Here is a 22404-nt window from a genome sequence, read left to right on the forward strand (position 1 = left end):
CCGGGCGTTTGCGCGATCAGTTCGATCGGTCCGATCGGAGCGAAGGGTCAGACCCCTTGCGGTACCCCGCCCGGCACCCGTTCGCCGGCAGGCGCGACGGCGTCTTCGTGCACGTACTCGACTTCATCCAGATAGCGCGTATGCCAGCCGCTGGCCACGCCCCAGTAGTAGAAAAACAGCGAGACCGCCGACACGATGACCATGTCCCAGCCGTAGGGGAGCAGGCCCAGGCCGCCGAACTCGGTGCTACCGAAGTACGACAGTGCGGCGATGGCGGGCAGGTAGCCGATCATCCACCAGGCGCCCTTGAGTTCGCGCTTGAAGTCGGGCCAACCGGCCTTGGCCTGGTAGTAGAAGTACACCGGCAGGGCGACCAGCATCAGCACGATGATTTCGCCCGTCAGCGGCCACTTGGCCCAGTACAGGATCAGCGAGGCGCAGACGAAGGCGAACGGTGCGATCAGCGACAGGCCCGGCAGGCGCAGCGGGCGATGCAGCCCCGGCGAGCTCTTGCGCAGCGACATCACGCTGGTCGGGCCGGTCAGGTACGAGATCACGGTGGCCACCGAGATGACCGCCGCCAGCGCACCCCAGCCGCGGAAGAAGAACAGGAAGATGAACGACACCGCCAGGTTGAACCACATGGCCGAACGCGACACGCCGAAGATCGGGTGCACGCGGCCGAACATGGCCGGCATGGTGTTGTTGCGCTCCATCGCGTAGATCATGCGCGTGGTGGTCGCCATGTAGGTGCTGCCGGTGCCCGACGGGCTCACGAAGGCGTCGAGGTACAGCACGATGGCCAGCCAGTTCAGGTTCAGCGCGATGGCCAGCTGGGCGAACGGCGAGTGGAAGTCGATGCCGTGCCAGCCCTTGACCAGCGATTCCGCGGGCACCGCGCCCAGGAAGGCGATCTGCAGCGCCACGTAGATGATGGCGGCCAGCACGATCGAGCCGATCACCGCCAGCGGCACGTTGCGGCCGGGGTTACGCGCCTCGCCGGCCAGGTTGATCGGGCTCTGGAAGCCGTTGAAGCTGAACACGATGCCGCAGGTGGCGATCGCGGTCAGCACCGACGACCAGCCGTACGGCGCGAAGCTCGCGGCGTCCGTGCCGCCGAAGTTCGACGGATGGAAGCCGGCGCCGATCAGCGCCACGGCGGTCAGCCCGGGAATGACGAACTTGAAGACGGTGATCGTGGTGTTGGCCTTGGCAAACACCTTGACGCCCCAGTAGTTGAGCAGGAAGTAGATGATCACCAGCACGGCGGAGAGCGCCAGCCCCAGCGGCGTCAGTTCGCCGTGCTGGAACAGGCCCTGCGCCCAGGGCCATGGCCACGAGCTCATGTACTGGATCGAGGCCTCGGCCTCGATGGGAATGACGGTGACGATGGCGATCCAGTTGGCCCAGGCGGCCACGAAGCCCACCAGCGAGCCGTGCGAATAGCGCGCGTAGCGCACCATGCCGCCCGATTCCGGGAACATGGCGCCCAGCTCCGCGTAGGTCAGCGCGATGGCCAGGATGACGACCGCGCCGATGACCCAGGTAAAGATGGCGGCAGGGCCTGCCACCTTTGCCGCGTGGCCGGCGCCGAACAGCCAGCCGGAACCGATGATCGAGCCCAGGCCCGTGAGCATCAGGGGCCAGGCGCCGAGGTTGCGTTGTACGTGTTTTTCCAAGGGGTGTCTCCTTCCCGGCCAGTCCGAAGCTGGACCAGGTATCGCGGCTTGACAGACCGCTTCCTTCGAACGGGGCGCCGCCGGTTCGGCTTCACCCCACCGTCCCGCTGGCGGTTGTCGCTTGCGGGACATGCGCGTGCGGTCTGTCGTAGGATCGACCACACTTGGCCCGATCGCGAATGAAACCAGGCACAAGGTCAGGTTCCGGGGGAGATTCGCGAGATAGTCAGCGGTACTGTGCTTTGTACTGCACTTCTACCGCGTATCGAGCGCTGCAATGGGCCGCAATGATAACCAAATCGGTGCAGGTTGCACTTTTTTTTCCACCTTGTTGAGTATTTTTATCTTCGATGGAGCACTCGTCCGCCATTCCGGTCGCACCCGGCCGGCCCATGCAGTGGCACCGGCGCGTGCTCGCGCTGGCGTTTCCGATCGTGCTGGCCAATCTGACCCAGCCGCTGCTGTCGGCGGTCGATACGGCGGTCGCGGGGCATTTGCCTGGGCCGGAATACCTGGGCGGCGTGGCGCTCGGGGGCGTGTTCTTCAATTTTGTGTTCTGGGGGTTCGGCTTCCTGCGCATGGGCACCACCGGCCTGGTGGCGCAGGCGCACGGCGCGGGCGATGCGCGGGGGCTGCGGGCCAACGTCGCGCGTGCGCTGCTGCTGGCGCTGGGCATCGGCCTGGCCCTGCTGGTGCTGCAGGGGCCGGCCATCCGCTTCACCCTGGCGCTGCTCGGGGCCAGCGATGCCGTGACGCGCATGGCCGGGATCTATTGCCATGCGCGCATCTGGTCGGCGCCGTTCGCGCTGGCCAACTATGTGGTGCTGGGCACGCTGCTGGGGCGCCAGCAGGTGCGGCTTGCCCTGCTGCTGCAGGTGTTCATCAATCTGGTCAACATGGTGGCGGTGCTCGGGCTCGTGCTGGGGGCCGGCATGGGCGTGGGCGGGATCGGCGCGGCGACGGCCGTCGCCGACATCCTGGGCTTCGCGCTCGGCATGGCGCTGCTGCGGCTGCTGAGCCGTGACGGCATGCGCGGCCTGCCGCCGATGACGCGCGCCGAACTGCTGGCGCGCGATGCCTGGCGCCGGCTGATGGGGCTGAACGCCGATATCTTCCTGCGCACGGCTTGCCTGCTGGCCGCCTTCGGCTGGTTTGCCCACGCGGGCGCGCAGCAGGGCGACGTCATCCTCGCGGCCAATGCGCTGCTGCTCAATTTCCTGACCTTCATGGCCTACGGGCTCGATGGCTTTGCCCATGCGGCCGAGGCGCTGGTGGGGGCGGCGCTGGGCGCGCGCGACGGCCGCGCGCTGCGCTCGGCGATCCGGGTGTCGACGCTGTGGTCGGTGCTGGGCGCGGCGCTGTTCTCGCTGGTGTATGCCGTAGCGGGCAGCGTCATCATCGGCTGGCTGACGGATCAGCCGGCCGTGCGGGAGGCCGCGCGCCACGCGCTGGTGTGGGCGGCCCTGCTGCCGGTGGTGTCGGTGTGGGGCTTCCAGTTCGACGGTGTGTTCATCGGCGCCACCCGCACGCGCGAACTGCTGCTGACGATGGCGTTTTCGGCCCTCGTGTTCGGGCTGCTGGCCGTCGCGCTGCTGCCGCGCTGGGGCAATCCGGGGCTGTGGTTCGCCATGCTGGCCTTCATGGCGCTGCGCGGCATGACGCTGGGCATGCTGCTGCCGCGTGTGCTGAACGCCGCGCCCGCGGCATCCCCGCAGGCCGCATGAAGGCCGCGGCGGGCCGCTGTGCACCGAATTGGCGGGGCCGCCGCGGACTGTTCGCGGTTTCGGCCGGATGCGTTGTGCCCAACAATGCGGCTTGTGCCTGACTCGCCCATTTCGCGCCATGCCCTGTCCGACGACGCCACCCGAGAGATCCACGCCGCCGGACACGCCGCCGCGCCACCGCGACGATCCGCCGCCGGCACGCCCGTGGTGGCTGCCCGTCGCGCGCATGTCGGCGGCGGCCGCATTCGTGGCGGCCATTCCCCATGCCGATGTTCCGCTGCCGTTCAAGGACGGCGCGTGGATGCTGCACATGGCGGCTGCGCTGATCTTCATGGTCGGCGCCATCGACAGCCTGTTTCTGTTCATTTCCGCGCGCCGCAAGCTGTGATCCGCACGGCACATCGAGGCGCGCCATGCCCGATGCCGGGCCGCGGGTGTGCCCTTCGGCGCCCGCCGGTACGCGGGGGGAACTGGATTCGGTAACTTTTCAAACTGGTTGTAATTCTTTTCAGTGCATTTCCGTCCATGCCATCGGCGTGGAGGATGCCGCGCGCGAACTCGTAACAGAAACGTGACAGAAGCGGGTGATCGCGTGGCATTGCAGCGAGCCGGCCTGCCGGCCGCGGAGCCACGGTTGCAACGGCTCTTGCCGGGGCCGGCGGCATGCCGCCTAGCGCGGCAAATGTAAGCGGATGTTGCACTGCACGCTCCTGGCCCGCCGCTTGCTCAATCTCGTGCGGTCAACCCGCTGACGCACGGCAATCCGTGCCGGATGCGGGACGCAGTCCTTCCACATAAGCGGCGCCCGCGATCGACGGGCCCGCACCACGCGCTCCCATCGTCCTGGATCGACGGCACGCGCACTCTCCCAGACGGACTCCGGGGTTGTTCGACGGTCGCATGCCGCGCGTGTGCGGGGCCTCCTTTTGCATGCGCGCTCGACCGGATCGCTTCATAAAAGAGACGAGGAAACCATGAAGGCTGTTCTGCTGGAGAATCATCCGCTGCTGCGCGCCGGGCTTGCGCAAGTGCTCGCGCATCCCACGCTGGGCCTGGAGGTCAGCGCGCCCGAGCAGCCCCATGCGCCGCTCGATCCCGCCGATCTGCTGGTGGTCGGCGTTCACGATGCGGACGTCCCGCTCGATGCCGCGCGGCTGCGTGATCTCATCGCGCAGAGCACGCCGCGCCACGTCGTGGTCCTGGCCGCGCAGGTGACGGCCGAGGAGGCGCATGCCGTCATGGCGTGCGGTGCCGACGCCTATGTCGCCAAGACGCAGCCGACCGGGGTGCTGCTGGCCACGCTGCAGCTCGTGCTGGCCGGCGGCCAGGCCTATCCCGCCTTGATGCCGCGCGCCGCGCAGGACGTCGCTGCCGGGCCGCCGGCCATGAATGCCGCCGAGGCCGCGCAGCGGCTCAATGTTTCGCAGCGCCAGTACGAGGTGCTGGTGTTGCTCTCGCGCGGGCACTCGGTCAAGGGCGTGGGCCGCCTGCTGGGCATTTCGGAAGCCACCGTCAAGACGCACGCCTGCACGCTCTACCGGCGCCTGAACGTGCGCAACAAGAGCGAGGCCGTGTACGCCGCCATGCGGCTGGGCATTCCGCTGGAGCTGCAAGGCAATCCGGCGATGGCCCCGGCCGGCGACCGCTTGCCCGAGGCGGTTGCGCGCGCAGACGTGCCGCCGCGCGTCGCTATCGAAGCGGTGGAAGCCGTGGAGGCGCCGGCGCGCGTGCCGTCCCGTCCCGCCGTCGGCGAGCATGCCGCCGAGACGCGCTGGGCGGCCATGACGCGCGCCTTCGGCTCGACGGCCGCGCCCAAGGGCGGGCGGATGCCGGTGCGTGTCGTCAATGGCGCGCATCGGCACGGCATGGGGTGACGGCCCGCTATCCGCGCTTCCCCCGCCGATTCCGCCGAGCACGATGCGGCGCCGCGCTGGCTGCTCCGGTTCGCTTGCCGACCGCTGTCCGGTGCCCGCACGCCACCCACCGCGCCGATCGCCCGCCAGACGCGATCGCCGCTGACTGGAGACGACAACAATGACTGTTCCCGTGCCTGTCCCCCCGCTCATGCGCACCGGCCGCCCTGATCCGGCCGGCCCGCGCGATTCCCGCCGATGCGCCGTCGCTGCCGCGACGGTGGTGCTGGTCGGCGCCGCGCCGCTGGCCGCGCATGCCGCGCGCCCGTCCGCCGGCAGCCAGGACGATGCCGCCAGTGCCGCCACGCGGCGCCTGATCGATGCCGAGCTCGCCGAGCTGAACGACGGCACCGCCGCCCCGGCCGCCGCCATCGCGCCGTCCGATGCCGGCGGCTTGCCCGCATCGCCCGCGCGGACCCTGCTGGTGGCCCAGCAGACGGTGCCGGCCGCCGCGCCGCCGCAGCCTGCCCAGGTGCCCACGCCGGCCCCGGCCACGGAGATGGCGCCCGCGAGTCCGCCGGAGGAAGCGAGTCCGCCGTCGCCCACGGTGATCCTGCCGCCGGGCCCGCCGCCGCCGGCACCTGCGGCGGTTGCGCCGGCAGGGCCGTCGTTGCAGGGCCCGGCGCCGGGGGCGCTGACGCCGCTGCCGACGGCGCCAGCGGTGCCCGGCGCCGAGGCTGCCGGCCCGCCGCAGCCCACGCCCACCGCCCCGATGCCGACCGCGCGCGACGCGTATCGCGCCGAGGTGCTGCGCGAATCCCGCGAAGGCGCGCCCACGCTGGCGCTGGATCATCTGCGCGAGCACCCCGACTGGTTTACCGACAGCGAGTCCTGGCAGGTCGAGCATGCCGCGGCGGCCCAGCGCATCCGCTGGGGCCGTCAGCAGCTCAAGTCGCTGAGCGGGCCGGAGCGCTTCGTCATCATCGACCAGGCCGTCGCGCAGACCGAGGCGCTGCTCAAGAAGGTGCCCGAGACGCCGGAGAACGCCGCCTTCCGCCAGGAGATCGTCGCCGACGAAGTGGTGGCGCTGGCCTCGCGCGGGCGCATGAAGGATGCCGTGCAGCGCTACGAGGCGATGTCGCAGGCGGGCAAGGTGCCGGCTTACACGCGCGTGTCGGCGGGCGACGCCTATTCGTATCTCGAGAAGCCCGACCGCGCGGCCGCTGCCTACGCGCAGGCCCTGAAGGACGCCGGCCCCGGCGAGATCGAGACCGGCGACGTGCAGGAGGGCCTGTTCTACGCCGATCTCGATACCGGCCGCTATGAAGAGGCGCGCGCGCTGCTCGACAAGATGAAGGCCGACAACCCCGAGTACGTGCGGCTGGCGCCCGAGGCCGGCACGCCCAATCCCGACTATTCGCGCGTCAAGCGGCTCGAAGCGCAATACCTGGTGCTGACCGGCCGCACGCACGAGGGCATCGCCGCGCTCGACAAATGGCGGCACGAAGCGCCGTTCGCGGCCTCGTTCGTGAGCGCGCGCGCCGACGGCGCCATGGTGCAGGCCGAGCCGTACACGGCGCGCGCCATGTACAAGGCCGCGCTGTCCGAGCACCCCGACGACCTGAGCGTGATGTCGGGCTACGGCCGCGCCTCGCTGGCGCTGGATGACCTGAAGACGGCCAAGGATGTGGCCGACGGGCTGGACGAGCGCTTCCCCGAGAACGGCTCGGTGCACGCGCTGCGCAAGGACCTCGACGTCTACCAGAGCCCGCAGCTCATCATCGAGGCCACCGGCGACAAGGGCAACGCGGTGTTCGCCGACCAGGAATTCGGCGTCAACACCCGGGCCTATTCCGGTCCGTTCGCCGATCACTACCGGCTGTTCGTGCACAACTTCACCGGCCGCGCGGACTTCCAGGGCGCGTCGCAGAGCCGTGTGCGCAACGGCGCCGGCGTGCAGTGGTTCGACACCGGCATCGAGGTGAACGGCGAGGTGCACCAGTCGGTCGGCGCGGCCGGCAAGACCGGCGGCACGCTGGACGCGGCGTGGATACCGTCCGACCACTGGAAGGTCTCCGGCCTGATCACCAACGATGACCTGGAGGTGCCCTACAAGGCGTACGCGGCCGGCGTGACCGGCAAGACCGCCACCGGCAACGTGCGCTACACCTGGGACGAGACGCGCTACGCGTCGCTGACGTACGGCCTGTCGCGCTACACCGACCACAACCTGCGCCAGCGCTGGGATGCCGGCTTCTACCAGCAGGTGTTCTCGTCGCCGCGGCATACGGTGGGCGTGCTGTTCGGCGCCGGCACCAGCAGCAGCACGATGAACAACGTGAGCTACTTCAGCCCCTCGCGCGACTACAGCGGGCAGGCCACCGCGATCTGGTCATGGACGCCCTGGCGCTACGCCGACAAGTCGTTCACCCAGCGCGTCTACCTGACCGGCGGGGTCTACAACCAGCAGTCGTTCGGCACGAGCCCGATGCTCGAGGCGCGGCTGGAGCACGTCTGGCAGATCAACCGCAAGACCCAGGTCTCCTACGGCGTGGGCCTGGGCCGGCACCGCTACGACGGCCAGCCCGAGACCCGCAAGTTCATCTACCTGAATCTCAACATTCCGCTGTGATGCCCATGCAAGCCTCCCGATACCCGTCTCTGCGACGATGCTTCGCCTGGATGGCCGTGCTGGCCATGGCGCTGCTCGCCTTTGCGCGGCCGGCCGCCGCCCTGCAGGTGGATTTCCTGCCCAAGCCCGACCCGGTGGACGGCAAGACCTTCCGCGTGCTGTGCTTCCACGACATCCGCGACAACCTGCGCGCCAGCTTCGAGACGCTGCCCGATCCGTTCGCCATCGATACCAAGATGCTGACCAACATGTTCAGCTGGCTGCAGGCCAACGGCTACCACCCGGTCACGCTCGACCAGATCGGCGAGGCGCGACGGGGCGGCAAGCCGCTGCCCAGCCGGCCCATCCTGCTGACCTTCGATGACGGCTACGAGAGCCACTACACCCGGGTGTTTCCGCTGCTCAAGCAGTTCCGCTTCCCGGCGGTCTTCGCGCTGGTGACGCAGTGGACCGACGCGCCGCAGGGGGCCAAGGTCAAGCTGTCGGACAAGCAGATCGTGGGGCGCGACTTCTTCATGAACTGGGACCAGATCCGCGAGATCCAGTCCTCCGGCCTGGTGGAGTTCGCCACGCACACGCACGACATGCACCACGGCATGCTGGGCAACCCGCAGGGCAACGAGATGCCGGCCGCCAGCACGCACGGCTACCTGCCCAAGCTCGGCCGCTACGAGACCGACGACGAATACCGCAAGCGCGTGCGCGGCGACCTGCAGCGCAGCATCGACATCATCCAGAAGTACACCGGCGCCAAGGTGCAGAGCGTGGTGTGGCCCTATGGCGCGCACAATCTGACGCTCGACCAGGAAGCCGCCAACGTCGGCCTGAAGTACATGCTGACGCTGGAGCCCGGCCCCAACACACCGGACGCGCCGCTTACCGCCATCCGCCGCAGCCTGATGGGCTACGACACCGACACCGGCAGCCTGGAGCGCTCGCTGCGCGAGCCGCTCACGCATCACGGCGAGATCAACCCCGTGCAGCGCGTGGTGCAGGTCGACATGGACTACATCTACGACGCCGATCCGCGCCAGCAGGAAGCCAACCTCGGCCGGCTGATCGAGCGCATCAAGGACCTCGCGCCCAAGGTGGTCTACCTGCAGGCCTTCGCCGATCCGAAGGGCGACGGCGCGGTCGATTCGGTGTACTTCCCCAACCGCCACATGCCGATGCGCGCCGACCTCTTCTCGCGCGTGGCGTGGCAGCTGAAGACGCGCGCCAAGGTGGAGGTGTATGCGTGGCTGCCGGTGCTGGCGTTCAAGCTGCCGGAGAAGAACCCGGCGTCCACGCACCTTGTGCAGGCGGTGCCGGGCGCGCCCGAGAAGCAGAAGGCCGGCAAGCCGCCGCGGCTGTCGCCGTTCGACCCCGAGGCGCGCCGGATGATCCGCGACATCTATGAAGACCTGGCCAAGTACGCCATCTTCGACGGCATCCTGTTCCACGACGACGCCGTGCTCGACGACTACGAAGACGCCAGCCCGGCCGCCCTCAAGGCCTACGAGGCCATGGGCCTGCCCGGCGACATCAATGCGATCCGCCGCTCGCCCGAGCTGATGCAGAAGTGGACGCGCGGCAAGACCGCCGCGCTGATCGCCTTCACCCACGAGCTGATCGGCGTGGTGCAGGGCTACCAGAACGGCCGCGACATGCTGACCGCGCGCAACATCTTCGCCAGCCCCATCCTCGACCCCGACGCCGAGAAGTGGACCGCGCAGAACTACGACGATTTCCTGCAGGCCTACGACTACGTGGCGCTCGAAGCCATGCCCTACATGGAGAACGCCCGCGATCCGAAGGACTGGATGGCCAAGCTGGTGGCCGCGGTCGGCAAGCACCGGGACGGCCTGCGCAAGACCATCTTCGAGCTGCAGGCGGTGGACTGGCGCGAGCGCGACAAGCCGGTCCCGACGCCGGAGCTGCGCGACCAGATGCGGCGCCTGCGGGCCGCCGGGGCGCTCAACTACGGCTACTACCCCGACGACTTCATCGCCGGCCGGCCCGACACCGAGGTGCTGCGCGACGTGATGTCGATGAAGACCACCATCGAGACGCGCCGCGTGCCGAGCCGCGCCGAGGAGCTCAAGTCGATTCCGCCCACCACGGCGCCGGGCGCGGCCAACGCAGAACAGCACAACCCGGTCGCCGGGGCCGGCGGCCAGGCAACCGGGGCGGGAGGCTGACGCATGGATCCGCTACTGGTCAAGCGCTGGATTTCCGGCTTCGTCTTCTACTACCCGTTCTTCATGTCGTATTTCTGGATGATCGGCGGGCTGCTGCATTTCTTCCTGCTGGAGCGGGGCACGCAGGGCGTGCGGTATCCGCTCGCGCTGCTCGGACTGCGGGACTACCCCAAGGTGTCGATCATCGTGCCGTGCTACAACGAGGAGGCCAACGTGCGGGAGGTGATCAGCCACCTGGCCCGCATGCGCTACCCCAACTACGACATCATCGCCGTCAACGACGGCAGCAGCGACCGTACCGGCGAGTGCCTGAACGCGCTGGCCGCGCGGCACCCGCAACTGGTGGTGATCCACCAGTCGTCCAACCAGGGCAAGGCGATCGGCCTGACCACCGCCGCCCAGGTGACCGATGCCGAGTACCTGATGTGCATCGACGGCGATTCGATCCTCGACGTGGATGCCATCGCCTGGATGATCCGCCACCTGCTGGAGAACCCGACCATCGGCGCGGTGACGGGCAACCCGCGCATCCGCACGCGCTCCACGCTGCTGGGGCGCATGCAGGTGGGCGAGTTCTCGTCCATCGTCGGCCTCATCAAGCGCACCCAGCAGGTGTACGGCCGGCTGCTGACGGTGTCGGGCGTGGTGGTGATGTTCCGCAAGCACGCGCTGGAAGAGGTGGGCTACTGGAGCAACGACATGCTCACCGAGGACATCGACATCAGCTGGAAGCTGCAGGTGGGCGGCTGGATCATCCGCTACGAGCCGCGCGCGCTGTCGTGGATCCTGATGCCCGAGACCTTCCGCGGCCTCTACAAGCAGCGGCTGCGCTGGGCCAAGGGCGGCATCCAGGCGCTGATCAAGTACGCGCCGGCCATGCTGTCGCTGCGCCAGTCGATGATGTGGCCGATCTTCTTCGAATACGCGCTGTCGGTGGTGTGGGCGTACAACATGCTGTTCGTCATCGCCTGGTCAGTGCTGGGCTTCTTCGTCGAGATGCCGCCGGCGTGGCGCTTCGAAGCCTTCCCGCGCTGGCACGGCACGCTGCTGTTCATCACCTGCGTGCTGCAGCTGGCGGTGGGCTGCTTCATCGACCGCCGCTACGACGACGGCATCCTGCGCTACTTCATCGACACCGTCTGGTATCCCGTGGCGTTCTGGATTCTCAATCTCATCACCACGGTGGTCGGGTTTCCGGCCGTCGCCTTCCAGCGCGAGCGTGCACGCGCCCGCTGGACCAGCCCCGACCGGGGCATACAACAGGGGAATTCACCATGACCATGCTAGTCATCGACGTGTCGCGCAACTCGATCCGGCAGTCGTTTTCCGACAAGGGCATTGTCGGCACGGTGCAGCACGTGCTGTGGTTCCGCATCTTCCGGCCGCTGCTGGTGATCTCGATCTGGGGCCTGCTGGGGCTGTACGTGGGGTATTCCATCAGCAGCGTCGGCCCGAGCGGCCTGCCGTTCGAGCAGCTGCGCCTGTACGGCAACATCATCGCCGGCATGGGCGCGGTGCTGCTGGTGTGGATGATCCTGTCGCGGCTGGATCGCGCCATCCGCCGCAAGATGGCGCGCGCGCCGGCCGCATCGGCATCGCGCTCCACGGCGTCGCGCGCGGCATTGCGCACCGACGGCGCGCCGCCGTGGCAGCGCCCGCGCAATACGCGCCTGCTGGTGGTGGACCACGACGAGGACGGCGGCATCACCCGCGTGCGCAGCTGGCATGAATGGGCCGGCCGTCCGGCCCCCGCCGGCACGGCGACGCCGCCCGTGCCGTTCATGCGCGGCGCTGAATACGATCCGCAAGAGCCCACGCTGTCCGGCAGCGGGATCATCCTGGTCGAGCACATGGACCGCACCGAACCCGCGCTCGCGCGGCCCCTGCCGCTGGTGACGCAGGCACGGACGGTCAGCGAGGTGGCGTCCGTCACGGACGTGGAAGCGGAGGTGGTCACCGCCGATGCGGCCGGCTTCCACCGGTTCGGCTATCGCGGCAAGATCGGCCGCACCGACTGGCAGGACCCGGTGCCGGTGGGCTTCGGCCTGCATGCCGGCATGTCGCGCTACTACGGCGGTGTCCGTGCCGTGGCGCATGGCCGGCCGGTGATCGTCGCCACGCGGCCCGCCGCGCGCAACCCGCATGCGTTCGGCGCGCACGCGCAACTGGTGGATCCGTATGCGGAGATGCACCTGGAGGCCGCGCGCATCGATCCGCTGCATGGGTTTGGGCGGCGGGGCGATGTGGTGGCCGAGGATGCGTGACGCGCGCCGCCGCCCACGCAGGCGGCATCGCGCTGCCCGGCCTGTCAGCGGACCAGCGGATTGTCCAGCCGCTCCCGCCCCAGCACCCCGGCGGTGGCCATCAGCCGCAGCCGCGCGGCGCGCCACTCGGACAGGCACCGCACGCGCTCCTGCATCGCGTCCATCAGGGCGGACTGCGTCGACAGCAGCTCCAGCACATCCGCGGCTCCTTTGGCGTAGCGCTTCTCCGATGACACCATCGACGCCTGGGCCGACCGGATCAGCACGTCCGAGGCGCGCAGGTTGTCGACGGCCGCCACGGCATCGGCGTGCACCTTGATCACGTCCGACAGGATCTGGTTCTTCGTGTCTTCGTACTGCGCCTCGCTTTGTTCGGCCTGGGCCTCGGCGCCGCGGATCTTGTAGGTGCGGGCGAAGCCTTCGAACAGCGGGATCGTCAGGGTGAGGCCGACCGTGCTCACGTTGTTGCGCGTGCTCTGCAGGCCCTGGTTCGGGTAGCCGTTCTGATAGAAGTTGGCGGTGAGGTCGATGGTCGGCAGGCCTTCGGCGCGTGTCTTGGCAACCCGGGCGTTGGCCGCGTCCCACTGGGCGCGCGCCGAGGCAATGCCGGGATGCCGGGCCGCGGCTTCATCCAGCCAGCGCGCCAGTTCGCCGACGGACTGGCTGTCGGTCGCGTCGTTCAGCTCGGCCAGCTGGAACGCCGTGCCCGGCCGCAAGCCCAGGGCGTAGGCGAGCGCCGACAGCGCCTTGCGGAAATCCGCCACGGCGCGCTGTTCGGCCAGCTGCGCCTTGGCGAACGCGGTGCGCGCCTGCAGGGTGTCGCTCTGTCCGGCGGCGCCGCGGCGCTCGCGCCGCTCGGTCGCTTCAACGGTGTCCCGCGCCAGGCGGGTCGCCTCGGTGCGGGCCTGCATGGCGGCCTGCTGGGTCAGCGCATCGAAGTACGCGCCGACGACCGAGGCCAGCACCTTCTGCAGGGCGGCGTCGTGCCCGGAGATGGCTGCCGCGAGCAGCAGGTTGGCGGCTTCGCGGTTCGCGCTGCGGGCACCGAAATCGAACAGCCGCCAACTGAGGCCGAGATAGACGGTATGTCCGTTGGAGGTCGAGTTCGCTTCCGGCCGATCGGGAAACTCGTTGCGCGTGTGCATGGCCGACAGCGACCCCGTCAGCGTCGGCAGATAGGCCGCCCGGGCTTCGCCGACCGCGCCGGCCTGGATCTTGATGGCGGCCCACGCCGCCTTGACCTGCGGGTTGTTGCACAGCCCCAGGTCCACCGCTTCGCTCAGGGATAGCGGGTGCGCCAGGTCGCCGGAAGCCGGGCAGGGGATCGGCTGGGCGTCGGACGGCAGCACGGCGCCCGTGTCGAGCACCGGCGGCCGCGCGAACAGCGGGTCGTCCACCAGGTCGCCGAGGCTGCGTCCCCATGCCTGGGTGGAGCCCCCCCCGCAGCAGAGGCTGCCCAGCAGCAGCCACCACCGCGCGCGTTCAATCCATGGGTTCGGCTTACCGCTCACGCAGACTCTCCCGTGCATGCTGGATGAGCGGAGACAGCACGTATTCGATGACACGGCGCGTCCCCGTCTTGATCTCGACGGTCGTGCTCATGCCGGGCGACAGCTTGATCTTGCGCCCATCCACATCGATCGACGTCTTGTCCAGCGTCACCATGACCGAGTAGATCAGCCCCTTCTTCTCGTCCTCGATCGCATCGCGCGAGACGTGCGTCACACGCGCGGGGATCGTGCCGTACTTGGTGTATTCGAACGTGTCGATCTTCACCTGCGCGTCCTGGCCTTCCTGCACGAAGCCGACGTCCTTGTTTTCCAGGAAGGCTTCGACTTCCACCACGCTCTGCTCGGGAACGATCTGCATCAGCGGCTGCGCCACCGGCACCGCGGTGCCGACGGTGTGCACCGTCAGCTGCTGGACCGTGCCGCTCACCGGCGCCACGAGCCTAAGCTGTTCGCTGTGGACGCTCGCGCGGCGCGCATCCTCGGACGATTCGCCCAGGACCTTCTTGGCGTCGGTCAGGCTGTCCTGTGCGACGCGGCGGGTCTCCGCCGTCAGCGCGGCCTTCTGGTCCCGGGCATCCCGGAGCTGCCCTTCGATGTCGATGCGCGCCTGCTCCTTCTCGAGATAGGCGTGCTGCGAGACGTCGTGGTCTTTCGCCAGGTCGGCGTAGTCGCGCGCGCGCTGCGTGGCGAGCGGCAGCGCTTCGGCATAGCGGCGGATTTCGCCGTCCAGCCGGTTGAGCTTGGCGGTGTAGTCGCGCCACTGGTCGGCCAGGTGCTGCTCGGCCTCGTGCAAGCGCTCGGGCGGAATGCCTTCGAGCGGCGGCAGGTGCGGCGTCCCGCCCTGGTCGAGGGCGCCGATCAGGGCGCGCGAGCGCGCCGCCTGCAGGCGCGCCAGCTGTTCGTTGCCGACGGCCTTGTCGCGTTCGCTGTCGCTGGCGCGCGCGTCCAGCTCGATCAGCACATCGCCCGCCTTGACGACCTGTCCTTCCTCGACATGCAGCTTGCGCACGGTGGCCACTTCCACGGCGGCAATGGTCTTGGTCCGCTCGGACGGGATGATCTTGCCCGTCGCGTTGACGATGATGTCCACCTTGCCCAGGATCGACCACAGCAGCAGCACCACGATCAGCAGCATCAGGATGCGGGCCACCCATCGCCCCGCGGGCGAGACGGGCTGCGCCTGCAGCGACAGCGCCGCGGGCAGGAACTCCGCCTCGTGTACCTCGAAGCGGGGCAGGCTCAGCGCGTCGCGCTGCTTCCAGTAGTGGCGGAAGACATCCCGGTAGCGCTGCCACAGCTCGCTCCAGGCTTCCCAGCGGTGCCGCAGGCTCATGCCGCACCTCCCTGCTGCAGGGCGTACAGATGCGCGTAGATGCCCTGCGGATGTTTCAGCAACTGGTCATGGCTGCCCATTTCCGCGATCTGGCCGCGCTCCATGACGATGATGCGGTTGGCCTCGCGCACCGCCGACAGCCGGTGCGCAATGATCAGCACGGTGCGCCCCTGGCAGATGCGCCGCATGTTGTCCTGGATGATCTTCTCCGACTCGTAGTCCAGCGCGCTGGTCGCCTCGTCGAAGATGAGGATGCGCGGATTCGTCAGCAGCGCGCGCGCAATCGCGATGCGCTGGCGCTGCCCGCCCGACAGGCCGGTGCCGTGCTCGCCGACGATCGTGTCGTAGCCTTCCGGCAGCTCGCAGATGAACTCGTGCGCGCCGGCCAGCCTGGCCGCCTCGATGATGGCCTCCAGCGGCGCCGCCGGATTCGTCAGGGCGATGTTGTCGCGGATGGAGCGGCTGAACAGCGTGTTCTCCTGCAGCACCACGCCGATCTGCTGCCGCAGCGAAGTCGTATCGACAATGGCGATGTCCTGCCCGTCGATCAGCACGCGCCCGCGCTCCGGCACGTACAGGCGCTGCACCAGCTTGGTCAGCGTGCTCTTGCCCGATCCCGAGCGGCCGACGATGCCGATCACCTCGCCCGGCGCGATCGCGAGCGAAATCCCCCGGATGACATCGGGCGCATCGGGCCGGTAGCGGAAGGCCACCTGGTCGAACGCAATCGCGCCGGCCAGTTTCGGCAGGCGCGATTTCTGGCCGGCGACCTCGGTGCGCGCGTTCAGGATGTCCCCCAGCCGGCTCATCGAAATCCCCACCTGCTGGAAATCGTTCCACAGCTGGGCCAGCCGCAGGATGGGCGACGACACCTGCCCGGCCAGCATGTTGAAGGCCACCAGCTCGCCCACGGTCATCTTGTGGTCGATCACCAGCGTCGCCCCGAGCCACATGATGGCCGCCGTCACCAGCTTGCTGACCAGCGTGACGCCGCCGCTGGCGACCGTCGCCACGTTGGTCACCGCCAGCCCGGCGGTGACGTACGCGGCGAGCTGCTGATCCCACTTGTGCGTCCAGCGCGGCTCCACGGCCATCGCCTTGACGGTATCGATGCCGCTGATGGTCTCCACCAGGAACGACTGGTTCTCGGCATTGCGGTTGAACTTCACGTCCAGCCGCGCGCGGATGATGGGCGTGAACACCGCCGACAGCCCGATATACAGCGGAATCGACACCACCACGATCAGTGTCAGCCACACGCTGTACCACAGCATCACCGCCAGGAACACGAACGAGAACAGCAGGTCCAGCACCACCGTCATGGCGTTGCCGGTCAGGAAGCTGCGGATGTTCTCCAGCTCGCGCACCCGCGCCACCGAATCGCCCACGCGCCGCGACTGGAAATACGCCAGCGGCAGGCTCAGCAGATGCCGGAACAGCCGCGCGCCGAGTTCCACGTCGATCTTGCTGCTGGTATGCGCGAACACCCAGGTGCGGATGCTGGTGAGCGTCACCTCGAACAGGATCGCGCAGATCAGGCCGACGGCGATCACGTTCAGCGTCTTCATGGCGTGATTGACCAGCACCTTGTCCATCACCACCTGGAAGAACATCGGCGTCACCAGCCCGATGATCTGCAGCGTGAGCGACACCAGCAGGACTTCGCCCAGCAGCTTCCGATACTTGATGACGGCGGGAATGAACCAGGTGAAGTCGAACTTCGCCATGTCTCCGGCGAAGTTTGCCTTGCTGGTGCACAGGATCAGCTCACCCGACCACGCCGCGAGAAAGTCCTGCAGCGTCAGCACGCTCGGCGGCTGGCCGGGCCGCTGGACCAGCAGCTTGGGCTCGTCGGCATTGGACGCGTCGTACTTGGCCAGGATGAAGTGCTGGCCGGACCGGTCGATGGCGATAGCCGGCAGCGGCGCCCGGTGCAGCCGCTCCGCCGGCTGGCGCACCACCTTGGCCGACAGGCCAAGATGCTTGGCGGCCAGCAGCGCCGTCTGCGTCTCGAACGCGCGGTGGCCGAACTCATGGCGCAACTGGGCTTCCTCCGCGGCGATGCCGTGCAGGCGGGCCATCATCAGGATGCAGGCCAGGGCGGTGTCGATCTTCTCCGCGCGCGTGGGGTCGGGCCCTGGTGTGGCAGGGGTGTCGATGGAGGTGCTGGTCATGTGCTGGTGTGCCGCGGCTGTCGTGGGTGCGGCGCTTCAAAGCGCGGTTGTTGTCGTCGCAAACATCAACGGAGGGACTGGTGCCGGAAGGAGGGAACAGGAGGCAAGCGCAGCGTTTCAGTGAAAGGAAGCCGAGCGGGAAATCTCAATTTTTTTGTGAGCGCGGCTGGCATCCTCTTGTCGCTCGTCCAATCCCCCAAAAGATTGGCCAATCGAGGCACCGAATTATACGAGATCCTCTGTCACTTGAGGAATGCTGTCTGTTGCAGCAAAGCTGGCCAGCATGTGGGCGGGATGATGTTTCTGTTCCTGAGCGTCCATTGCCTTATGGGGGCTTCCGATTTATGGTGGGGTGGTTTGTTTCCTTTCTTTTTGCTTAGTTTTGCGGTCGATTTAATTTGTGTTATTCGTCTAATAATGCGCTTAAGTATAGTGGGTTCGCTATGTTTAATCGCTAATTGAGATTGATGTGGGTTTGTCGTAGGGGGGTAATTCTATAGGAAATGTCAAAGGAGTGAATTTATGAGTTTACCGACTGCGGAGCAAGTGACAAATAGGTACCTCTACGGTGCGGATAAAAGGCCGGGCGACATGTTGGATCCTTCTATCCTGAATCATCGAGGTAGTGCGTCAGAAAATTCTATTCCGATTGATGCGGTTGAGTACATGAAGAGTGGAGGTGGAAGATTTGTCAATTCTGCAAATTTTGACTGGATTGAGAAATTCTTTAACAAGGATATTTCTATTGAGCCGGGGGTGTACGATCTAACCCGGATCTTTGAGATGGTTGGTTCTGTCGATGCCCAGTCTGGAGAGAAAAAGAGTTATGCCGGCTACGCCGTCAATCAAATTTACTTGGGCACGAGTGATCCGGATTATGCGGAGCGAGCCTATATATGGGGTACGACAAAATTCAAGATTGCCGACGGTGCCGAGTTTGTTGTTAACCCGGATGGGTCGCGAGAGATCCGGAACTTTGCTATTGTTCCTGACGGCGACGAGAATTTTGATTTCAATGGTGGCCCCGACTCTGCCATCGGTAATGCAGCGCTCCAGCCGGTAATCGATCCGTCCAATGTTGGTCGTACGGTACGTTTGGTATTTGATGGAATTGGTGAAATTCCAAGAACAACGCTGACTGAATCAAATTTCGCGAGCGATCGGAGAAATGTCATTTCGATTGGGGTGATCGATAAGGCGGCGGTCGGTTTGACGGCATTAAATGCGATTGAGGGCCTGAAGAATGGGCTCTTTTCGTCTGGTGATCAGCCGGTACGTTTTCTTGATCCTCAGGGTCGGCCAATCATTTATGGATCAAATTCCGGCGATTCGATTGAGGGATTTGTCACGCCTGGTGGGGTTGATTTAAATAAGGATAAGTACAATCTGGACGGTTGGCTTCTGGGTGAGGTGTTGGATCTCGGTTTGAATAGCAATGTGTACGCCTATTTGCAAAACGGAGTGGCTTATGTCGCGGGGGGCGGCAACGATAAGATCGTCGGCACAGACCGAAATGATGCGTTGTATGGAGGTGATGGCGATGACACGCTCATCGGCGGCGCGGGCAACGATACGCTCGTCGGCGGAAAAGGCTTCGACGCCTACGTCATCGACGCGCAATCCGGAAGCGACGCGATGATCGATGAAGACGGATCGGGCCGGATCGTCTTCGGCGGTCTGCAGCTCACAGGAGTGGGTCGCCTGCTGGCTCAAACGGCATCGTCCACTACCTGGAGCGAAACCCTGTCCTCCGGACAGCAAGTGCAGTACGACTACGACCTCCGTACCAAAGAGCTGTCGATCGGCATCGGTGCCGCTCACGTCACGGTGCAACGTTTCGAACCCGGCAGCCTGGGCATCGCTGCGCCCCAAACACCTGCTTCCGCATCCACTGGCCCGAGCGCCGTGGTGAACCCGTTCATTCGAGAGGGGGTGCAGGCCGACCTGCACCTGGCCGCGACTCAGGATGTCCGTGCCGAAAACGCCGGACATGCCAAGTACGGTGGAACGCCCATCCCGGGCCGGAACGGCGACGACGTGATCGCCGGTGGAGACAATCCGTCTCCCCGGCTGGCCGCGCTCGACGGCGGCAGCCGCAACACCATCCGGGCCGGCAACGGCGCCACGCACGCCCCCCTTGTGCCAGGCGACGGGCACCAACTGATCGACAGCCAGGTCGCGTCGCTGGTGCAGGCGATGGCGCAGTTTGCGCCGCCGGCTGCGGGGCAGACGTCGCTGTCACCCGAGTCGCGCGAGCGCCTGATGCCGGTGATCGCGTCGAGCTGGAAGTGAGGTGAGAAAGAGAAGGTTGGCCATCCGATGGGATCGCCGGCCTTTTTTCTTGGGCGCGGGCAGGGGCCGTCGTAGGAATTTTTCATCACACGCGGCGCGCTCCATTGATTCGAAATCTCTTAAAATCATGGCGGTTTTTCAATTGATCAATCCATCAAAAAGGAGGTTATCTGCTTATCGGAATGTATTGACAGCAGCTGGAAAAATATCGAATAAACGAGAGAACGGGGCTGTCACCATGCCAACGGCCGAGCGGGCGCTCAGCCGGCATCCTGGTCAGGGCCCCTGATTAACATCGATAAAAAAGGAAGTTATGGCAATAGGAACTGATCAATTCGCAGGGACCGGTCGCTCCAATTTCGGCCCGGGGTTTCCGGGCGGGCGTGATCGCCATCCGCCCGGAGCGACAACCGTGCTCCCTCCCGGTCTGTACACGATCGATGCGCTGCTCGATTTCTACGGCATCCCCGAAGACACGCGCACGCAGGCGGTTCGGCAGTACTACCAGGGCATCTTCGGTGTCCTTCCCGGTCAGCGCACCCAGGTCTCGGGCTTTCGCACCGTCGTGATCGACGCGGCGGGCGAACGGTCGATCCACAGCGTCACGCAGGATGCGCGCGGCGACCGGATCGAAACGACCTACCAGGCAAGCGGCAGCTGGCAGACGGCCGTCCAGGACCGGGCCGGCAACCGGACCACGACGTACTACTCCGCGGGCGGCGTGCTTGTCCGCGACGAGTGGAGCAAGGTCAACGGCGCGCACGGCACCGATGCGTTCTTCGCGGACGGCTCCAGCATCCGCACCAGCGATTCGAACGCGACCGGCCATACCGTCGTCAAGGATGACGGGCAGGGCCATGTCACGCACATCTACCAGTCGACCGGCAGGAATCAGCGCCTGGTGGGCAGCGGCGCGAACGATACGTTCATCGTCGATCATGATGGTGTCACGATCGAAGAGCCGGTCGGCGGGTCCAATGCGCTGGTGCAGACCTCGCTCGAGTTCTTCCGGGTGCCGGACCATGTCGACCAGATCGTCCTGACCGGCAACCGCGAGCAGCACGTGGTGGGCAACAGCGCGGACGATTCGTTCGCGGTGAACGGTGCGGCGGGTTCGTACGCCGAGCTGTACCTGGGCAACGGCAACAACACCGTGTCGAGCGGGGACGGCGATGTCACCGTCCACGTGGGCGCGGGCAACAATGACCTGATCCTGGGCAACGGCCACAACGTCGTGGATGCCAACCGCTTCCTGCGCGGCCCGGCGGCTGGCGACGGCAACAACCAGGCCTACCTCGGCAACGGCGACAACGAGGTGACCCTGGGCGACGGCAACAACATCGTGGGCGTCGGCACCGGCGACAACACGATCACGGTCGGCAACGGCAGCAACACGCTCTACGCCGGACACGGCGCCGGCACCAACACCATCACCTTCGGCGACGGCGCCAACCTGGTGACGGTGGGCGACGGCGACAACTCGGTGTTCGGCGGCAACGGCAACAGCACGATCTGGGGCGGCCAGGGCGCCAACTATGTCACCGTCGGCAGCGGCGACGACACGATCGGCCTGGGCAACGGCGACAACACGGTGATGGCGGGCAACGGCGCCAACAGTGTGTCGGTCGGCAACGGCGACAACCAGATCACGCTGGGCGGCGGCCACAACACGGTCAACACCGGTTCGGGCGCCAACACCGTGATTGCCGGCGACGGCGGCAATGCCGTCTACGCGGGCGACGGCGCCAACACGATCAGGCTGGGCGGCGGCGACGACACCATCGGCGTTGGCGCGGGCAACAACACGATCGATGCCGGCGGTGGCGACAACACCATCTACGCCGGCCGTGGCGCCGGCAGAAATGCGATCACGGCGGGCGACGGCCGCAATGTCGTGACCGTCGGAGACGGCGCCAGCTCCGTGCATCTGGGCAACGGCAACAGCGCGGTGTATGTCGGCAACGGCAACAACCAGATCGCATTGGGCGGTGGCGACAACGCCGTGAACGGCGGCAACGGCACCAACGTGCTTGCCGCCGGCAACGGCAACAACACCGTCTGGATGGGCTCGGGCAGCAACCTGATCGTGGTCGGCAACGGCAACAACAGCATCGGCGTGGGCAGCGCGATCGGCAGCAGCAACACGATCCAGGTCGGCAACGGCGCCAATGCCATCGAGGTTGGGGCGGGCACCAACGACATCTATGTCGGCAACGGCGCGGATACGGTGAAGACCGGCAACGGCATCAACTCGCTCCACCTGGGCACAGGCCAGGTCACGCTCACCAACTACGGCGGGCAGGACACGGTGTACCTGTCGTCGTCGGTGGAGGAAGACCAGCTGTGGTTCGCGCAGGACGGCAACGACCTGCTGGTGACGGTGGATGGCACATCGTCGAATCTGCGGCTCACCGACTGGTTCAACGGCGCCACGCATGCCACGCTGGTGGCGAGCGACGGGCACCAGCTGATCGACAGCCAGGTCGCGTCGCTGGTGCAGGCGATGGCGCAGTTCTCGCCGCCGCCGGCGGGGCAGACGTCGCTGTCGCCCGAGCAGCGCGAGAGCCTGATGCCGGTGATCGCATCGAGCTGGAAGTGATGTTGATGTAGAGGACGGTGCCGGCTATCCGATGGGCATGGCCGGCACCGCACGCCACGGCGACGGATCACGGCGCCCTGGCATGGCTGACCCCATCCCCATCCTGTATCGCCTGCGCATCGGCCTCTGCGCGACGGCGCGTGGGCAAGCCGCACCGGCCCGT

Annotated in this window: 13 protein-coding genes; 9 read left to right on the forward strand and 4 right to left on the reverse strand. The window is 66.9% G+C overall.

Going from position 1 to position 22404, the window contains the following annotated elements:
- Positions 1-47 precede the first annotated feature (47 nt).
- The gene (locus GO999_RS23410; RefSeq protein WP_011003596.1) at positions 48-1679 is read right to left on the reverse strand and encodes an APC family permease; all 1632 of its coding nucleotides are present in this window, start codon (positions 1677-1679) and stop codon (positions 48-50) included.
- A gap of 350 nt (positions 1680-2029) precedes the next feature.
- Here GO999_RS23410 and GO999_RS23415 point away from each other — a divergent pair, with 350 nt between their 5' ends.
- The 7 genes from GO999_RS23415 to GO999_RS23445 all read left to right on the forward strand — a co-directional run bounded on the left by GO999_RS23415 (position 2030) and on the right by GO999_RS23445 (position 12332).
- On the forward strand, positions 2030-3403 hold the full coding sequence (locus GO999_RS23415) for an MATE family efflux transporter (RefSeq protein WP_011003597.1): 1374 nt from the start codon (positions 2030-2032) through the stop codon (positions 3401-3403).
- A 118-nt stretch (positions 3404-3521) separates the two neighbouring features.
- On the forward strand, positions 3522-3791 hold the full coding sequence (locus tag GO999_RS23420) for a hypothetical protein (protein WP_049842276.1): 270 nt from the start codon (positions 3522-3524) through the stop codon (positions 3789-3791).
- A 586-nt stretch (positions 3792-4377) separates the two neighbouring features.
- Positions 4378-5277 carry a LuxR C-terminal-related transcriptional regulator gene (locus GO999_RS23425; RefSeq protein ID WP_011003599.1) on the forward strand — a complete coding sequence of 300 codons (900 nt, stop codon included), beginning with the start codon at positions 4378-4380 and terminating at the stop codon, positions 5275-5277.
- A 160-nt stretch (positions 5278-5437) separates the two neighbouring features.
- Positions 5438-7888, forward strand: coding sequence for a poly-beta-1,6 N-acetyl-D-glucosamine export porin PgaA (gene pgaA, locus GO999_RS23430; protein WP_118888118.1), 2451 nt, complete (start codon positions 5438-5440; stop codon positions 7886-7888).
- A 5-nt stretch (positions 7889-7893) separates the two neighbouring features.
- Positions 7894-10068: a poly-beta-1,6-N-acetyl-D-glucosamine N-deacetylase PgaB gene (gene pgaB / locus GO999_RS23435; RefSeq protein ID WP_408004892.1), complete on the forward strand. Its 2175-nt coding sequence runs from the start codon at positions 7894-7896 to the stop codon at positions 10066-10068.
- A 3-nt stretch (positions 10069-10071) separates the two neighbouring features.
- A complete protein-coding gene (gene pgaC / locus GO999_RS23440; protein WP_016724887.1) occupies positions 10072-11346 on the forward strand; it encodes a poly-beta-1,6-N-acetyl-D-glucosamine synthase in 1275 nt (424 codons plus the stop codon).
- Entirely contained in the window at positions 11343-12332 is a 990-nt protein-coding gene (locus tag GO999_RS23445; RefSeq protein ID WP_019719197.1) for a poly-beta-1,6-N-acetyl-D-glucosamine biosynthesis protein PgaD, read from the forward strand. The genes pgaC and GO999_RS23445 overlap by 4 nt, the downstream gene beginning before the upstream one ends.
- A 44-nt stretch (positions 12333-12376) precedes the next feature.
- On the opposite strand, the gene GO999_RS23450 is transcribed toward GO999_RS23445, so the two are convergent.
- From GO999_RS23450 to GO999_RS23460, 3 genes are read right to left on the reverse strand one after another with little or no spacing between them, the layout of a single operon-like run.
- Positions 12377-13861 carry a TolC family protein gene (locus GO999_RS23450; RefSeq protein WP_029240466.1) on the reverse strand — a complete coding sequence of 495 codons (1485 nt, stop codon included), beginning with the start codon at positions 13859-13861 and terminating at the stop codon, positions 12377-12379.
- The gene (locus tag GO999_RS23455; protein WP_016725314.1) at positions 13833-15176 is read right to left on the reverse strand and encodes an HlyD family type I secretion periplasmic adaptor subunit; all 1344 of its coding nucleotides are present in this window, start codon (positions 15174-15176) and stop codon (positions 13833-13835) included. Before GO999_RS23455 ends, GO999_RS23450 begins: the two co-directional genes overlap by 29 nt.
- The gene (locus GO999_RS23460) at positions 15173-17350 is read right to left on the reverse strand and encodes a type I secretion system permease/ATPase (RefSeq protein ID WP_211906951.1); all 2178 of its coding nucleotides are present in this window, start codon (positions 17348-17350) and stop codon (positions 15173-15175) included. The genes GO999_RS23455 and GO999_RS23460 overlap by 4 nt, the downstream gene beginning before the upstream one ends.
- A gap of 522 nt (positions 17351-17872) precedes the next feature.
- On the opposite strand from GO999_RS23460, the gene GO999_RS23465 reads away from it, so the two are divergent.
- Both GO999_RS23465 and GO999_RS23470 read left to right on the forward strand, forming a co-directional pair.
- Entirely contained in the window at positions 17873-19642 is a 1770-nt protein-coding gene (locus tag GO999_RS23465; protein WP_211906952.1) for a calcium-binding protein, read from the forward strand.
- A 313-nt stretch (positions 19643-19955) separates the two neighbouring features.
- Positions 19956-22241: a calcium-binding protein gene (locus GO999_RS23470; protein ID WP_049800476.1), complete on the forward strand. Its 2286-nt coding sequence runs from the start codon at positions 19956-19958 to the stop codon at positions 22239-22241.
- Positions 22242-22404: the final 163 nt, after the last annotated feature.

It is taken from the genome of Ralstonia nicotianae (genome assembly GCF_018243235.1).
In the GTDB taxonomy this organism is placed as follows: Bacteria; Pseudomonadota; Gammaproteobacteria; order Burkholderiales; family Burkholderiaceae; genus Ralstonia; species Ralstonia nicotianae.

What these genes read in the sequence shown, in the direction of transcription:
- pgaB (WP_408004892.1), top strand. Translation starts at nt 7,894, where the DNA reads ATGCAAGCCTCCCGATACCCGTCTCTGCGACGATGCTTCGCCTGGATG.
- GO999_RS23460 (WP_211906951.1), bottom strand. Translation starts at nt 17,350, where the DNA reads ATGACCAGCACCTCCATCGACACCCCTGCCACACCAGGGCCCGACCCC.
- GO999_RS23450 (WP_029240466.1), bottom strand. Translation starts at nt 13,861, where the DNA reads ATGCACGGGAGAGTCTGCGTGAGCGGTAAGCCGAACCCATGGATTGAA.
- GO999_RS23415 (WP_011003597.1), top strand. Translation starts at nt 2,030, where the DNA reads ATGGAGCACTCGTCCGCCATTCCGGTCGCACCCGGCCGGCCCATGCAG.
- GO999_RS23465 (WP_211906952.1), top strand. Translation starts at nt 17,873, where the DNA reads ATGAGTTTACCGACTGCGGAGCAAGTGACAAATAGGTACCTCTACGGT.
- GO999_RS23455 (WP_016725314.1), bottom strand. Translation starts at nt 15,176, where the DNA reads ATGAGCCTGCGGCACCGCTGGGAAGCCTGGAGCGAGCTGTGGCAGCGC.
- pgaC (WP_016724887.1), top strand. Translation starts at nt 10,072, where the DNA reads ATGGATCCGCTACTGGTCAAGCGCTGGATTTCCGGCTTCGTCTTCTAC.
- pgaA (WP_118888118.1), top strand. Translation starts at nt 5,438, where the DNA reads ATGACTGTTCCCGTGCCTGTCCCCCCGCTCATGCGCACCGGCCGCCCT.
- GO999_RS23425 (WP_011003599.1), top strand. Translation starts at nt 4,378, where the DNA reads ATGAAGGCTGTTCTGCTGGAGAATCATCCGCTGCTGCGCGCCGGGCTT.
- GO999_RS23470 (WP_049800476.1), top strand. Translation starts at nt 19,956, where the DNA reads ATGGCAATAGGAACTGATCAATTCGCAGGGACCGGTCGCTCCAATTTC.
- GO999_RS23445 (WP_019719197.1), top strand. Translation starts at nt 11,343, where the DNA reads ATGACCATGCTAGTCATCGACGTGTCGCGCAACTCGATCCGGCAGTCG.
- GO999_RS23420 (WP_049842276.1), top strand. Translation starts at nt 3,522, where the DNA reads ATGCCCTGTCCGACGACGCCACCCGAGAGATCCACGCCGCCGGACACG.